The organism is Streptomyces sp. NPDC058231 (assembly GCF_042882275.1).
Taxonomy (GTDB): domain Bacteria; phylum Actinomycetota; class Actinomycetes; order Streptomycetales; family Streptomycetaceae; genus Streptomyces.
This window is the reverse complement of the sequence record NZ_JBHVWN010000001.1, coordinates 165,420-180,347: the sequence shown is the minus strand read 5'-3', so window position 1 is coordinate 180,347 and position 14,928 is coordinate 165,420. Positions and strand designations below refer to the sequence as shown.

The window sequence follows — 14,928 nt, the reverse complement described above, 5'->3', positions numbered from 1 at the left end:
CCGCCGGGGGGGGCGCCCCCGCGGCGGGGGGGGGTCCCGGGGGCACACCCACCCCGGGCGCCCCCCGCCGGGGGGGACGCGGGGCGGCGGCCGCACGCATTCCGGTCGTGCCGGTGGCCGGCTCAGGCGCCGAGGTTGAACTCACCCGGGTTCGGGCCGATGCGCTTGCCCTCGTCCAGCGCCGCGAACGCGGCCAGGTCGTCGGCGTCCAGTTCGAAGCCGAACACATCGATGTTCTCCGCGATCCGTGAAGGCGTCACGGACTTGGGGATGACCACGTTCCCCGTCTGGATGTGCCAGCGGAGCACCGCCTGCGCGGGCGTCCGGCCGTGCTTCTGGGCGATCGCGACGACCGTCGGAACCTCCAGCAGGCCCTTGCCCTGACCCAGCGGGGACCACGCCTCGGTCGCGATGCCGTGCTTCGCGTGGAAGGCGCGCGACTCGGCCTGCTGGAGCTGCGGGTGCAGCTCGATCTGGTTGATCACCGGAACCACGGAGGTCTCGCCGAGCAGGCGTTCCAGGTGCTCCGGCAGGAAGTTGGAGACACCGATGGCCTTGGCTCGGCCGTCGGCGTAGATCTTCTCGAACGCCTTGTACGTGTCGGTGTACGCGTCCTTGGCAGGCACCGGCCAGTGGATCAGGTACAGGTCGACGTAGTCGAGCCCCAGCTTGTCCAGCGAGGCGTCGAAGGCGCGCATCGTCGAGTCGTAGCCCTGGTCGGCGTTCCACAGCTTGGTGGTGACGAAGAGCTCTTCGCGGGGGACACCGGAGGCGGCGACGGCCTTGCCGGTGCCCTCCTCGTTCCCGTAGATCGCGGCAGTGTCGATGCTCCGGTACCCGGACTCGATGGCCGTCGCGACCGCCTTCGCGGCCTCGTTGTCCGGCACCTGCCAGACGCCGAAACCGAGCTGCGGCATCTCGACGCCGTTGTTGAGGGTGATGGAGGGGACCTGGCTCACGAGCAGTCGATCCTTACGTCGTCGGTTGGTATTCCCATGGTCAACGATCAGGGATCGTGATGCATTCCCGCCGGCCGGCCGTTCAGCAGGTTGTCACCTGCTCCGCCCAGGACCGGCACAGAGCTGACGCGGAAGGCTGCACTGCCGCGGCTCAGCGGTACAGCGCGTCCACCTCGATCGCGTACGCCGTCTCGATCGCCTTCCGCTTCAGCTTCAGCGACGGGGTCAGCATGCCGTGCTCCTCGGTGAACTGGTGGGCCAGGATCCGGAATGTACGGATCGACTCGGCCTGCGAGACCGCCGTATTGGCGGCCACCACCGCCCGCCGGACCTCCATCTCCAGATCGGGGTCCCGCACCAGCTCGGCCGAGTTCATCGGCGACCGCCCCTGCATGGAGAGCCAGTGCTCGACGGACTCCTGGTCCACGGTCACCAACGCCGCGATGTAGGGCCGGTCGTTGCCGACCACGATGCACTGGGCCACCAGCGGATGCGCCCGCACCCGCTCCTCCAGTCCGGCCGGCGCCACGCTCTTGCCGCCCGACGTCACCAGGATCTCCTTCTTGCGCCCGGTGATCGTCAGATAGCCGTCCTCGTCGAGTGCGCCCAGGTCGCCGGTGGCCAGCCAGCCGTCGTGCAGTACCGAGTCGGTGGCCTTCGGGTCGCCCAGGTAGCCGCCGAACACGTTGCCGCCGTACACCCACACCTCACCGTCCTCGGCGATGTGCACACTGCTCCCGGGGATCGGCTGCCCGACCGTGCCGTACCGGGTGCGCTCCGGCGGGTTGGCGGTGGCCGCCGCCGTCGTCTCGGTCAGCCCGTACCCCTCGTACACCGTGACGCCCGCGCCCTCGAAGAAGAGCCCGAGGCGCCGCTCCATCCCGGACCCGCCGGACATGGCGTGCCGGACCCGGCCGCCCATCGCGTCGCGGACCTTCTTGTACACGACCTTGTCGAAGAACTGGTGCTGCATCCGCAGCGCGGCGGAGGGCCCGGCGCCGGTGCCGAACGCCCGGTGTTCCATCGCCTCCGCGTACCTCACCGCGACATCGACGGCCTTGTCGAACGGCCCGACCTTGCCCTCCGCCTCGGCCTTGCGACGTGCGCCGTTGAAGACCTTCTCGAAGATGTACGGCACCGCCAGGATGAACGTGGGCCGGAAGGACACCAGGTCCGGCATGAGCGCCTTCGCCGACAGCTCCGGCTGATGGCCCAGCTTCACCCGGCCGCGGATCGCCGTGATCTCCACCATCCGGCCGAAGACGTGGGCCAGCGGCAGGAAGAGCAGTGTCGCGGCCTCGTCGCCCGGCTTGGAGTGGAAGACCGACTCCCAGCCGGAGGCCATGGTGTCGGTCTCGAACATGAAGTTGGCGTGGGTGAGCACACAGCCTTTGGGGCGGCCCGTCGTCCCCGACGTGTAGATGATCGTCGCCACCGAATCGGGTGTCACCGCCCGCCGGTGCCGGTGCACCACCTCGTCCTCGACATGGGTGCCCGCGTCGACGAGCTCGGCCACCGCGTCGGCGTCCAGCTGCCACAGCTGTCTCAGCCCCGGCAGCCGGTCGATCACCGAGGCGACGGTCATCGCATGGTCCTCGTGCTCGACCAGGATGGCGGACACCTCGGCGTCGTGCAGCATCCAGAGGACCTGCTCGGCCGAGGAGGTGGGATAGATCGGCACGGACTGCGCGCCGACCGTCCACAGCGCGAAGTCGAAGAGCGTCCACTCGTAGCGGGTGCGGGACATCAGGGCGACCCGGTCGCCGAACCGGACACCGTGGGCGATCAGCCCCTTGGCGAGCGCGAGCACCTCGTCGCGGAAGGCCGCCGCGGTGACGTCGCGCCAGCGTCCTTCCTCGTCCTTCCGGCCCAGCGAGATCCGGTGCGGATCCTCTTCCGCGTAATCGAATACGGCATCAGCCAGCCCGCCGACCTGGGGCGCGGACGCCATGGGTGGGACAGTGAACTCGCGCAATGACCTGCTCCTCGTGGCGCTCCGCACAGCGCCGTGACGCTACCTCAACGGGCGCTGCGGCGGGAGAGCCCGGAAACGAGCGGAACGCATGCCAAGGGCACAGGTCAGCCACAGATATCCGACCAGATGGGCAAGGCTCGGGCATCCTTCTGACGGTGGAGTAAGCAGCTCGCGCCGGAATCTCCACCGAATCTGTACGCCTCGATCACTCCCGTTCCGGCCGGTGTGCGGCGTTGGTCCGGACCTGTCGGGTTCTGCGCGCCGGCGCGGAGGTCGGATCCGCTCGACCATTCTCCCCGTACGGATGTGTGGTCATGCACCGTCGCGGCTGCTGATCGTGCCGATGCCGCCGATGGAGCGGATCAGCCGGTCGCCGCCCGCCAGGATCGCCTCCGCGAGCGCGTCCGCGGCCTCCTGGGCCGCGTCCCGGCGGCGGCCGTGCAGAAGGACGAAATCCACGTCGCCGAGGTCGGGCAGCCCCGCTCTGGCCGGGACCGGCGCCAGTCCCGGCGGGATGAGCCCGCGCGAGTGTGCCATCACGCCGAGGCCGGCATGGGCCGCTGCGATCAGCCCGCTGAGGCTCGTGCTCGTACAGGCGACCCGCCACGACCGGCCGTGCTCCTCCAGCACCTCCAGGGCGCGCGCCCGGGTGATGCCCGGCGGCGGGAAGAGGATCAGCGGCACCGGGCGGTCCGGGTCGATCCGCAGATGCGGTGCGCCGATCCACGTCAGTGCGTCCTGCCAGACCAGCTCGCCGAGTGTGTCGCCGGTGCGCCGCTTGGCGAGTACGAGGTCGAGGTGCCCCGCCGCCAGCTGCTGGTGCAGTGTGCCGGACAACTCCACGGTCAGCTGCAGCTCCACCTCCGGGTGGTCGCGGCTGAACGACTCCAGAATCTCCGGCAACCGGGTCAGCACGAAGTCCTCGGACGCCCCGAACCGCAGCCGCCCGCGCAGCCGGGTCCCCGTGAAGAACGCCGCGGCCCGCTCATGGGCCTGCAGAATCGTCCGGGCGAAGCCGAGCATCGCCTCGCCGTCCACCGTGAGGTCGACCCGGTGCGTGTCCCGGGTGAACAGCTGTCGGCCGGTCGCGTCCTCCAGCCGCCGGACGTGCTGGCTCACCGTGGACTGCCGCACCCCCAGGCGGCGGGCGGCCTGGGTGAAACTCAGGGTCTGGGCGACGGCGAGGAAGGTGCGGAGCTGGGCCGGGTCGTACATCGCCCCAGGCTATCGTGAACCGTGATGACAGTGAGAGCGGTATGCCGGATTCCCGATTGCTGTGGCGGCCCTCAGGATGGAAGGGCATGACCTGAACGAGAGAACACGTGGAGCACATGAGCCGCCGCATACTGAAGCTGCCGTCCTGGCTGCCGATCGACCCGTACATCCTGGCGCTGATCGGCACCGTCGTGTTCGCGGCGCTGCTGCCCGCGTCCGGGGCCACCGCGAAGGTGGCGGGCGGCGCCTCGACCGGAGCGGTCGCCTTCCTCTTCTTCCTGTACGGCGCCCGCCTCTCGACGGCCGAGGCGCTCGACGGACTGAAGCACTGGCGGCTCCATCTCACCGTCCTGATCTGCACGTTCGTCGCGTTCCCGCTGCTGGGACTGGCCGGCAAGGGGCTGGTTCCGCACGTCCTGACGCCTCAGCTCTACAGCGGTTTCCTCTTCCTCTGCCTCGTCCCGTCGACCATCCAGTCGTCGATCGCCTTCACCTCGATCGCCCGCGGCAACGTGCCCGCCGCGATATGCGCCGGATCCTTCTCCTCGATCGCCGGGATCTTCCTCACCCCGCTGCTGGCCGCCGCACTGCTGGGCAACAGCGGCGGCGGGTTCTCGGCGGACGCCCTGCTGAAGATCGGGGTCCAGCTGTTGCTCCCGTTCGTCGCCGGACAACTGCTGCGCCGGTGGATCGGCGGCTTCATCACCCGTAACAAGAGGGTCCTCGGCTACGTCGACCGCGGATCGATCCTGCTGGTCGTCTACACCGCGTTCAGCGAGGGCATGGTCGCGGGCATCTGGCACCAGGTGACCCCGGCCCGGCTCGGTGCGCTGCTCGCCGCCGAAGTGGTCCTGCTCGCCCTGATGCTCTCGCTGACCTGGTACGGAGCGAAGCGGCTCGGCTTCGACCGGGGGGACCGGATCGCCATCCAGTTCGCCGGTTCGAAGAAGAGCCTGGCATCCGGGCTGCCGATGGCCAGCGTGCTCTTCGGGGCGCACGCGAGCCTTGCCGTGCTGCCCCTGATGCTCTTCCACCAGATGCAGCTGATGGTGTGCGCGGTGATCGCGAAGCGGCGCTCGCGCGACCCTGAGGACGACCGTGCGGGCGACCCCCTGTCGCGGGAGACCGCCGCGGTGGCCTGACCACGCCTGCCCCTGGGCGCGCTCCGCGGGCCGGGCCCGCGCCACGGCCCGCTCCGTCAGCCCCGGCCGACCGGCGCCTCCAGGGCGATGCGGTGCTCACCCGCGTACACGTTCATGGACGGGCCGCGCAGGAACCCGACCAGGGTCAGTCCGGTCTCGGCCGCCAGGTCCACGGCGAGCGAGGACGGCGCCGAGACCGCGGCGAGCACCGGGATTCCGGCCATCACCGCTTTCTGGGCCAGTTCGAACGATGCCCGTCCCGACACCAGCAGAATCGCCCGGGACAGCGGCAGCCGGCCGTCGGTGAGGGCCCGGCCGACGAGCTTGTCGACCGCGTTGTGCCGGCCGACGTCCTCCCGGATGTCGATGAGTTCACCCGTCTCGGAGAACAGCGCCGCCGCGTGCAGCCCCCCGGTCCGGTCGAAGACCCGCTGCCCCTCGCGCAGCCGGTCGGGGAGAACCGAGAGCAGCGCGGGCTCGACCCGGAGCGGAGGGGCATCGGCGATCGGGTGCCGGGTCGTGGTGCGGACCGCGTCCAGGCTCGCCTTGCCGCAGAGCCCGCAGGACGAGGTCGTGTACACATTGCGTTCGAGCGTGATGTCGGGGACCTCGACACCGGGCGCGAGCTTCACATCCACCACGTTGTACGTGTTCACGCCGTCCGCCGTAGCCCCCGCGCAGTAGACGATCGACTGCACCTCGGAGCCGTCGCCGATCACGCCCTCGCTGACCAGGAAACCCGCCGCCAGGGCGAAGTCGTCGCCCGGGGTGCGCATCGTGATCGCCAGCGGCCTGCCGTTCAGCCGGATCTCCAGGGGCTCCTCGGCCACGAGAGTGTCGGGGCGCGTGGAGACCACCCCGTCCCGGATGCGGATGGTGCGGCGGCGCTCGGTGACCCGTCCCATGGCGGTTAACCCGATTCTGTACGTGGTGGAAGCCGGACCGGCCCTTGACGCGGAGGCGACCCGGGGAGCAGCGGACTGTCGTGCAACGGGTCGGCCTCGGCGGTCTCATTGTCCTGCACATGGAGCCTGACGGTGCAGCCGGCTCCGCTCCGGGTGCGACGAGCGGAGGCGTTCCGACCGCTCCGGGTCGACCGCATATTGTCTACGGTATGCCGCGGGCGTTCGGGAGTGTCGTCAAGCCTCCAACCGTCGGCGGGTAATCCTGTGGGATCACGTGCCCCCGTACCGGGCGGTAGCGGCCAAGACTGGATGGTTCCTGCCATACGTAGCGAGGGGAACCTGTACATGACCGGCTCACGTGTCGTGGCGCTCGGCCACTATCAGCCCGCCAAGGTGCTCACCAACGACGATCTGGCGGCGATGGTCGACACCAGCGACGAGTGGATCACCAGTCGGGTGGGGATCAAGACCCGCCACGTGGGAGGTCCCGACGAGCCGGTCGACGAGCTGGCCGCGCACGCGGCGGCGAAGGCCCTCGCCACGGCCGGCCTGCTCCCCGTCGACATCGATCTCGTCCTCGTCGCGACCTCCACCGCGATCGACCGTTCGCCGAGCATGTCGGCGCGGGTCGCCGCCCGCCTCGGCATGGGGTCGCCCGCCGTGATGGACATCAACGTGGTCTGCTCCGGCTTCACCCACGCCCTTGCCACCGCCGACCACGCCATCCGGGCGGGCGCCGCCACCCGAGCTCTGGTGATCGGCGCCGACAAGATGGGCGACATCGCCGACTGGACCGACCGCTCCACCTGTGTGCTGCTCGGCGACGGCGCCGGCGCGGCGGTCGTGGTCGCGGACCCGGCGGGCGGGGAAGGTTCCGCGCCGGGGATCGGTCCGGTGCTCTGGGGGTCGGTACCGGAAATGGGCCGCGCGGTGCGTATCGAAGGCACGCCGCCGCGCTTCGCGCAGGAGGGGCAGTCCGTCTACCGCTGGGCCACCACCCAACTGCCGCCGATCGCGCGCAAGGTGTGCGAAAAGGCAGGCGTCGCTCCCGAGGATCTCGCCGCGGTGGTCCTGCATCAGGCCAATTTGCGGATCATCGAACCGGTCGCCAGGAAGATCGGTGCGGTCAACGCGGTCATCGCCCGGGATGTCGTGGATTCCGGCAATACGTCCGCCGCTTCGATCCCCATGGCCCTGTCCAAGCTGGTGGAACGCGGCGAGGTCGACAGCGGTGCCCCGGCGCTGCTTTTCGGGTTCGGCGGAAACCTCTCGTACGCGGGGCAGGTGATCCGCTGTCCTTGACTCCATTGCGCTCGGTAGACTGTAGACGATAAGCAATTGCTCATCGCTTGCCGGAGGGGGACCGCGATGTTGTCCACAGGACTGCCACAGGGCGCCGTGCCGAAACTGGAACGGCCGGGTCCGCTGCGCGAGCGCGTCTACGAGGCGCTGCTCGAACTGATCACCACGCGTGCGCTCCGCCCCGGCCAGCATCTGGTGGAGAGTGAACTGGCCGGACACCTCGGGGTGTCCCGGCAGCCGGTGCGCGAGGCGTTGCAGCGGCTGAACACCGAGGGCTGGGTCGATCTGCGCCCCGCCCAGGGCGCGTTCGTCCATGAGCCCACCGAGGAGGAGGCCGACCAGCTGCTCTCGGTGCGCACGCTCCTGGAGGCGGAGGCCGCGCGGCTCGCGGCGGCCAACTCCGACGCGGCCGGCATCGCCGCGCTGGAAGAGCTCTGCGCCAAGGGTGAACAGGCCGTCGCCGACGACGAGGTGGACCTCGCTGTCGCCACCAACGCAGCCTTCCACGCCAAGGTGATGGAGCTGGCCGGAAATGTGGTCCTCTCCGAACTGGCCGGACAGGTCGACCGCCGGGTCCGCTGGTACTACACGCCGGTGGCCCGCCAGCGCGGCACCCAGTCCTGGATCGAACACCGCTCGCTGATCGCGGCGATGGCCTCGCACGACGAACAGCGGGCCACGGAAATCATGCGTGGTCACACGGAGCACACCCGCAAGACCTACCACCAGCGCGAACGGGGTTAGTACCTCCCGGGCGGCACGCGCCGCCCGGCCGCACGGGTCCAGGACCGCGGCCCGGTCGACGGTGTGGCGGCGTGGCTGCGCCAGCGGCGGGCCCGCGGTCCGGCCGAACGCCTTTGTCCTCGATGTGGAGAAAGTTGTAGCGGATTTCTGCGCAACTTCTTCCCACTCCCGGCAACCGCTGCTACGTTCCCCTCGAAAGCCCGACGGATAAGCCGATGTGGCGGGGAGGGGCACGTGAGACGTATGACGGCACGACCCGCGAATGCGCATCAGGCGCGACTGCTCAGGCTTTTGCGCGACGGCGGGCCCAACTCACGGGCACAGCTCGGGGATCAGGTCGATCTCTCCCGTTCCAAGCTCGCCGTCGAGGTGGACAGGCTGCTGGAGACCGGACTTGTCGTGGCCGACGGGCTCGCCGCCTCCCGCGGCGGGCGCCGCTCGCACAACATCCGGCTGGCTCCGGCACTGCGTTTCCTCGGTGTCGACATCGGCGCCACGTCGATCGATGTGGCGGTCACCAACGCGGAGTTGGAGGTCCTGGGTCACCTCAACCACCCCATGGACGTGCGCGAAGGCCCCGTCGCCGTCTTCGAGCAGGTGCTGTCCATGGCGGCCAAGCTCCGGGCCTCCGGGCTCGCCGAAGGTTTCGACGGAGCGGGCATCGGCGTCCCGGGACCGGTCCGCTTCCCCGAAGGCGTACCGGTGGCACCCCCGATCATGCCCGGCTGGGACGGCTTCCCGGTCCGCGAGGCGCTCAGTCAGGAACTGGGCTGCCCCGTCATGGTCGACAACGACGTGAACCTGATGGCGATGGGGGAGCAGCACGCGGGCGTCGCACGCTCCGTGGGCGACTTCCTCTGCGTCAAGATCGGCACCGGCATCGGGTGCGGCATCGTCGTCGGCGGCGACGTCTACCGCGGCACGACGGGGAGCGCCGGCGACATCGGCCACATCCAGGTCGAACCCGACGGCCGCGCCTGCGCCTGCGGCAACCGGGGCTGCCTGGAGGCCCACTTCAGCGGCGCCGCACTGGCCCACGACGCCGAGGACGCGGCGCGCGCGGGACAGTCGCAGGAGCTCGCGGCCCGGCTGGAGGCGGCCGGGAAACTCACCGCCGTCGACGTTGCCGCCGCCGCGGCCGCCGGTGACGCCACCTCGCTCGACCTGATCCGCGAGGGCGGCAACCGGGTCGGTCAGGTCATCGCCGGACTCGTCAGCTTCTTCAATCCCGGACTGGTGGTGATCGGCGGTGGCGTGACCGGACTGGGTCACACGCTCCTCGCCAGTGTCCGGACCCAGGTCTACCGGCAGTCCCTGCCGCTGGCCACCGGCAATCTCCCCATCGTGCTGGGCGAGTTGGGGCCGACCGCCGGAGTCATCGGCGCCGCCCGGCTCATCAGCGACCACCTGTTCTCACCGGCCTGATCCTCGGCCGGCAGTACCACGGCACCACCCACCCCGCCCACTTCCGGCCGGGGGCCACCCCGGAACAGCACTGCGCCCTGCCCGCTCACCGGCCCTTCCCCGAACTCTCGGCTTCGCTCGAGCAGGGGAGACCCCATTCGCCGAGGGGATTTGTCATGGCACCAGAACCACCCCTGCTCACCATGTCCGGCATCACCAAGTCGTTCCCCGGTGTGCGCGCCCTGGACGGCGTGGACCTGGAGGTCCAGGCCGGCGAAGTCCACTGTCTGCTCGGACAGAACGGCGCCGGCAAGTCCACCCTCATCAAGGTGCTCGCCGGGGCCCACCAGCCCGACGGCGGCGAGATCACCTGGCGCGGCGCACCCGTCTCGCTCAAGTCGCCGATCGCCGCCATGCGGCTCGGCATCGCCACCATCTACCAGGAACTCGACCTGGTAGAAGGGCTCTCGGTCGCCGAGAACATCTTCCTCGGCCATGAACCCACCACCGCCCGCTTCGTCGTCCGCACCCGCGAGGGCCGCTCGGCGGCCGCCGCTCTGCTGAAGCGTCTCGGCCATCCCGAGATCGACCCCGCCCGCCAGGTCGGCGCGCTCTCCGCGGCCCAGCAGCAGATCGTCTCCATGGCGCGGGCGCTCTCCCACGACGTACGGCTCATCGTGATGGACGAGCCGTCCGCCGCCCTCGACCCCGACGAGGTCGACAACCTCTTCCGTATCGTCGCCTCACTCACCGCCGACGGGGTGGCGGTCGTCTACATCTCCCACCGGCTGGAGGAGATCCGGCGGATCGGCGACCGCGTGACCGTGCTCAAGGACGGGCGGGCCGTCGCGGTCGGTCTGCCCGCCGAGTCCACCCCCACGCGCGACATCGTCGCGATGATGACCGGCCGCAACGTCGAGTACGTCTTCCCGCAGCGCCCCCCGGCCGTCCCGGACGGCACCCGGCAGGACCCGGTGATCACCGTTGAAGGACTCGCCAGGGAAGGGGAGTTCGCTCCGGTCGACCTGGTGCTGCGGCCCGGCGAGATCGTCGGACTCGCCGGGCTCGTCGGCTCCGGGCGCTCGGAGATCCTGGAGACGATCTACGGTGCGCGCAGGCCCAGCGCGGGCCGGGTCCTCGTCGGCGGGCGGCCGCTCCGCCCCGGCAGTGTCCGCGCCGCCGTCGCCGCGGGCATCGGGCTCGCCCCCGAAGAACGCAAGGCACAGGCCCTGCTGATGCTCGAATCCGTCACCCGCAACGTCTCCGTGTCGTCCATCTCCCGCTTCTCCCGGGCCGGCTGGCTCGACCGCGCCGCCGAACGCCGGGCCGCCCGAGCCGCCACCCGTGAACTCTCGCTCCGCCCCGACAACCCGGACACCCCCGTCCGCACCCTCTCCGGCGGCAATCAGCAGAAGGCCGTCCTGGCCCGCTGGCTGCTGCGCGGCTGCCGGGTGCTGCTGCTCGACGAACCGACCCGCGGTGTCGACGTCGGCGCCCGCGCCGAGCTGTACGCCGTGATCCGCCGGCTGGCCGACGAAGGCCTCGCCGTCCTGCTGGTCTCCAGCGAAGTGCCCGAAGTGCTGGGTCTCGCCGACCGGGTGCTGGTGCTCCGCGAGGGCCGTGTGGTGCATACCGCGGACGCTCGGGAGCTCGATGAGCACCGCGTACTCGACCTTGTGATGGAAGGGAGCCCGACGTCATGACACAGCCCGTCTCCTCGGCGCAGCACGGTGGGCCGGACAAGGCGGCCCCGCCCGCCCCCGCCGCGCGGCCCCCCTCGAAGGGCGGCTCGCTGCGCGCCCTCGGGGTGCGCGCGGACGTCCGCAACCTGTCGCTGCTCGGCGTCCTCGCCGTCCTGATCGCCGTCGGCGGGTTCACCGAGCCCGACGCCTTCCTGGACACCGGGAACCTGCAGCTGATCCTCACCCAGTCGTCCGTCATCGGCGTCGTCACCGTCGGCATGACGTTCGTCATCACCAGCGGCGGCATCGATCTGTCGGTCGGCGCGATGGTCGCGCTCGCCTCGGTGTGGGCGACCACGCTCGCCACCCAGGAGTACGGGTTCGCGGGGATCCTCTTCACCGCCGTACTCGTCGGCCTCGGCGCCGGACTCGTCAACGGGCTGCTGATCGCGTACGGGCGGATGGTGCCGTTCATCGCGACCCTGGCCATGCTCGCCTCGGCCCGCGGTCTCGCCCTGCAGATCACCGACGGCAAGACACAGATCGTCACCGTCCGGTCGGTCCTCGACCTGGGGCTGCCCGACTCCTACGTCCTCGGCATCCCGCCCCTGGTCATGGTCTTCGCCGCGGTCACCGTCGTCGGCTGGCTGGTGCTGAACCGGACGACCTTCGGACGCCGTACGGTCGCCGTGGGCGGCAACGCGGAAGCGGCCCGGCTCGCCGGGATCGACGTACGGCGGCAGCGCCTCTACCTGTACCTGCTCTCCGGGCTCTGCTGCGGCATCGCCGCCTTCATGCTGATCATCCTGTCCGGCTCGGGGCAGAACACCAACGGCAACCTGTACGAGCTCGATGCCATCGCCGCCGCGATCATCGGTGGCACCCTGCTCAGTGGCGGACGCGGCACCATCGTCGGCTCCGTCCTCGGCGTCCTCGTCTTCACCACCATCACCAACATCTTCGCGCTCAACAATCTGCAGAGCGATGTCCAGCAGATCGCCAAGGGCGCGATCATCGTCGCCGCCGTCCTGGTCCAGCGCCGAACCTCGGCCCACGGGGAGACCTAGGGGATTCCGCCCGGACCGGGCCGGGGCACGCAGGCCCGGCACGATCCGGGCACGAGACCCCGAAGCCTGCCGCCGGACTGCGGCAGACCCCTCGGGGTGCTCCGCCCCCGGACTCTCCCCATCCCCTCTTTCTCCCACCACAGCCACCCGCAGTTCCGCATGCCACCCACGCACCGGATGAAGGGTTCGACAGCCATGCCAGAAACCAGCCGCAGAGGACTGCTCTTCGGCACCGCGGCCGTCTCCGCGGGCGCCCTCCTCACCGCCTGTACCAGCAACGAGCCCAAGAAGTCGCAGACCGCGCAGTCCAGCGGGCCCGCCGCGGACGACAAGCCCGGCAAGGCCATCACCATCGGCTTCGCCGGACCGCAGGCCGATCACGGATGGCTCAACGCCATCAACGAGAACGCCAAGTCACGGGCGGCGAAGTACTCCGAGGTGACCCTGGAGATCACCGAGGGCTCCAACGACACCGCGGCCCAGATCGGCCAGGTCAAGACCCTCATCAACAAGAAGGTCGATGTCCTCGTCATCCTCCCCGCCGACGGCAAGGCACTCACCCAGGTCGGACTGGAAGCCATGAAGGCGGGCATCCCCGTCATCAACCTGGACCGCATCTTCGCCTCGCCGCAGGCATACCGCTGCTGGATCGGCGGCGACAACTACGGCATGGGCCTCAACGCCGGTACCTACATCGGTGAACAGCTCAAGGGCAAGTCGAACGCCAAGGTCGTCGAGCTCGCCGGCATCGACAACCTGGAACTCACCAAGCAGCGCAGCCAGGGCTTCGCCGACGCCCTGAAGAACTACCCCAACATCAAACTGGTGGCCCGTCAGGCCGCGGAGTTCACCGTCGAGTCCGGCCAGGCGAAGATGGCCCAGCTCCTGCAGGCGCAGAAGAAGATCGACGCGCTGTGGAACCACGACGACGACCAGGGCGTCGGCGCACTGCGTGCCATCCAGCAGGCAGGCCGAGACGAGTTCCTGATGGTCGGCGGGGCAGGGGCGAAGTCCGCGATGGACGCCATCAAGGCCGACGACAGCGTTCTGAAGGCCACGGTCCTCTACCCGCCGACGATGGCTGCCTCCGCCATCGACCTGGCGCGGGCGCTGGGCCAGAGCAAGGGCATCGGCGGGCTCGCCGAGATGGAGATCCCGACCAGCCTGACCCTCTACTCGGCCGTCGTCACCAAGGACAACATCGACCAGTACCTGCCGACGGGCTTCAGCTGATCCGCCGTCCAGGAGGGTGCTGACCCTCCTGCCGCGCGCCCACCGAACCACCGACGAGGAGGAACCCCGTATGGCCCGCAGGGAAGAGACGGATCAGGAGGCCGCAGCGCCGCCGACAGCTGTGCCGAAGGCGACGCTCGGGGTCGGCATGGTCGGATACGCGTTCATGGGCGCCGCCCACTCACAGGGGTGGCGCACCGCAGGACACGTCTTCGACCTGCCGATGCAGCCGGCTCTCGCCGCGATCTGCGGACGCGACCGTACGGCGGTCACCGCCGCCGCCGGCCGGCACGGCTGGGCGGCGGCGGAGACGGACTGGCGCGCCCTGATCGCCCGGGAGGACGTTCAGCTCGTCGACATCTGCACACCGGGCGACAGCCATGCGGAGATCGCCATCGCCGCCCTGGAGGCGGGCAAGCACGTGCTGTGCGAGAAGCCGCTCGCCAACTCGGTCGCCGAGGCAGAGGCCATGACGGAGGCCGCGGAACGTGCCAGGGCGCGTGGTCAGGTGGCCATGGTCGGCTTCAACTACCGCAAGGTGCCCGCGATCGCCTACGCGCGGACGCTGATCGCCGACGGCAGGCTCGGCCCCCTGCGGCACGTGCGGGCCACCTATCTGCAGGACTGGCTGGTCGACCCGGAGTCGCCGCTGACCTGGCGCCTCAAGCGGGAGCACGCCGGATCCGGTGCGCTCGGCGACCTCGGGGCGCACATCGTCGACCTCGCCCAGTATCTGGCGGGGGAGCTGCTCGTGGGGGTGTCGGCGGTGTCCGAGACGTTCGTACGGGAGAGACCCCTGCTGTCCGGTGGGCCGGCGGGGCTCTCGGGCACCGCCGACAGCGCGGCACGTGGGGCGGTCACCGTCGACGACGCGGCCCTGTTCACCGGCAGGCTCGCCTCCGGAGCGCTGGCCTCGTTCGAGGCGACCCGGATGGCGGCCGGCCGCAAGAACGCGTTGCGGCTGGAGATCAACGGGGAACGCGGCTCGCTCGCCTTCGATCTGGAACGGCTCAACGAGCTGTCCTTCCACGATCACACCGAAGCGGCCACCACCGCCGGCTTCCGCCGCATCCTGGTCACCGAGCCCGAACATCCCTATCTGGAGGCGTGGTGGCCGCCGGGCCACGCCCTCGGATACGAGCACACCTTCATCCATCAGGCCCGCGACCTCGTCCTGACGATCGCCGAAGGGGCTGACCCGGTGCCGTCCTTCGCCGACGGACTCCAGGTGCAGCGGGTCCTCGCGGCGGTGGAGGAGAGCGCCGAGAAGAACTCCGTACACACCCCCGTACAGCTCTAG

12 protein-coding genes are annotated in these 14,928 nt (G+C 70.3%); 8 read left to right on the top strand and 4 right to left on the bottom strand.

Going from position 1 to position 14,928, the window contains the following annotated elements:
- Positions 1–122: 122 nt before the first annotated feature.
- The 3 genes from ACFVXE_RS00710 to ACFVXE_RS00700 all read right to left on the bottom strand — a co-directional run bounded on the left by ACFVXE_RS00710 (position 123) and on the right by ACFVXE_RS00700 (position 4,149).
- Positions 123–959 carry an aldo/keto reductase gene (locus ACFVXE_RS00710; RefSeq protein WP_389667785.1) on the bottom strand — a complete coding sequence of 279 codons (837 nt, stop codon included), beginning with the start codon at positions 957–959 and terminating at the stop codon, positions 123–125.
- A gap of 151 nt (positions 960–1,110) precedes the next feature.
- Positions 1,111–2,910, bottom strand: a complete 1,800-nt coding sequence (locus ACFVXE_RS00705; protein ID WP_389667783.1) for an AMP-dependent synthetase/ligase — start codon at positions 2,908–2,910, stop codon at positions 1,111–1,113.
- A 336-nt stretch (positions 2,911–3,246) separates the two neighbouring features.
- The gene (locus ACFVXE_RS00700) at positions 3,247–4,149 is read right to left on the bottom strand and encodes a LysR substrate-binding domain-containing protein (protein ID WP_389667781.1); all 903 of its coding nucleotides are present in this window, start codon (positions 4,147–4,149) and stop codon (positions 3,247–3,249) included.
- 116 nt (positions 4,150–4,265) lie between these two features.
- Between ACFVXE_RS00700 and ACFVXE_RS00695 the strand changes: the two genes are divergently transcribed.
- Complete coding sequence (locus ACFVXE_RS00695) at positions 4,266–5,291, top strand: bile acid:sodium symporter family protein (RefSeq protein ID WP_389667779.1); 1,026 nt, start codon at positions 4,266–4,268, stop codon at positions 5,289–5,291.
- A 56-nt stretch (positions 5,292–5,347) separates the two neighbouring features.
- Here the strand turns inward: ACFVXE_RS00695 and fdhD are convergent, their stop codons facing one another.
- The gene (gene fdhD, locus ACFVXE_RS00690) at positions 5,348–6,196 is read right to left on the bottom strand and encodes a formate dehydrogenase accessory sulfurtransferase FdhD (RefSeq protein ID WP_389667778.1); all 849 of its coding nucleotides are present in this window, start codon (positions 6,194–6,196) and stop codon (positions 5,348–5,350) included.
- Between the two features lie 345 nt (positions 6,197–6,541).
- Here fdhD and ACFVXE_RS00685 point away from each other — a divergent pair, with 345 nt between their 5' ends.
- The 7 genes from ACFVXE_RS00685 to ACFVXE_RS00655 all read left to right on the top strand — a co-directional run bounded on the left by ACFVXE_RS00685 (position 6,542) and on the right by ACFVXE_RS00655 (position 14,928).
- On the top strand, positions 6,542–7,498 hold the full coding sequence (locus ACFVXE_RS00685; RefSeq protein ID WP_389667776.1) for a beta-ketoacyl-ACP synthase III: 957 nt from the start codon (positions 6,542–6,544) through the stop codon (positions 7,496–7,498).
- Between the two features lie 66 nt (positions 7,499–7,564).
- The gene (locus ACFVXE_RS00680; RefSeq protein ID WP_389667774.1) at positions 7,565–8,242 is read left to right on the top strand and encodes a GntR family transcriptional regulator; all 678 of its coding nucleotides are present in this window, start codon (positions 7,565–7,567) and stop codon (positions 8,240–8,242) included.
- Positions 8,243–8,485: 243 nt separating this feature from the next.
- Positions 8,486–9,667 carry an ROK family protein gene (locus tag ACFVXE_RS00675; protein ID WP_389667773.1) on the top strand — a complete coding sequence of 394 codons (1,182 nt, stop codon included), beginning with the start codon at positions 8,486–8,488 and terminating at the stop codon, positions 9,665–9,667.
- A 155-nt stretch (positions 9,668–9,822) separates the two neighbouring features.
- A complete protein-coding gene (locus ACFVXE_RS00670) occupies positions 9,823–11,349 on the top strand; it encodes a sugar ABC transporter ATP-binding protein (protein WP_389667771.1) in 1,527 nt (508 codons plus the stop codon).
- The gene (locus ACFVXE_RS00665) at positions 11,346–12,395 is read left to right on the top strand and encodes an ABC transporter permease (protein ID WP_389667769.1); all 1,050 of its coding nucleotides are present in this window, start codon (positions 11,346–11,348) and stop codon (positions 12,393–12,395) included. The genes ACFVXE_RS00670 and ACFVXE_RS00665 overlap by 4 nt, the downstream gene beginning before the upstream one ends.
- Before the next feature lie 195 nt (positions 12,396–12,590).
- On the top strand, positions 12,591–13,628 hold the full coding sequence (locus ACFVXE_RS00660) for a substrate-binding domain-containing protein (RefSeq protein ID WP_389667767.1): 1,038 nt from the start codon (positions 12,591–12,593) through the stop codon (positions 13,626–13,628).
- A 70-nt stretch (positions 13,629–13,698) separates the two neighbouring features.
- Positions 13,699–14,928, top strand: coding sequence for a Gfo/Idh/MocA family protein (locus tag ACFVXE_RS00655; protein ID WP_389667765.1), 1,230 nt, complete (start codon positions 13,699–13,701; stop codon positions 14,926–14,928).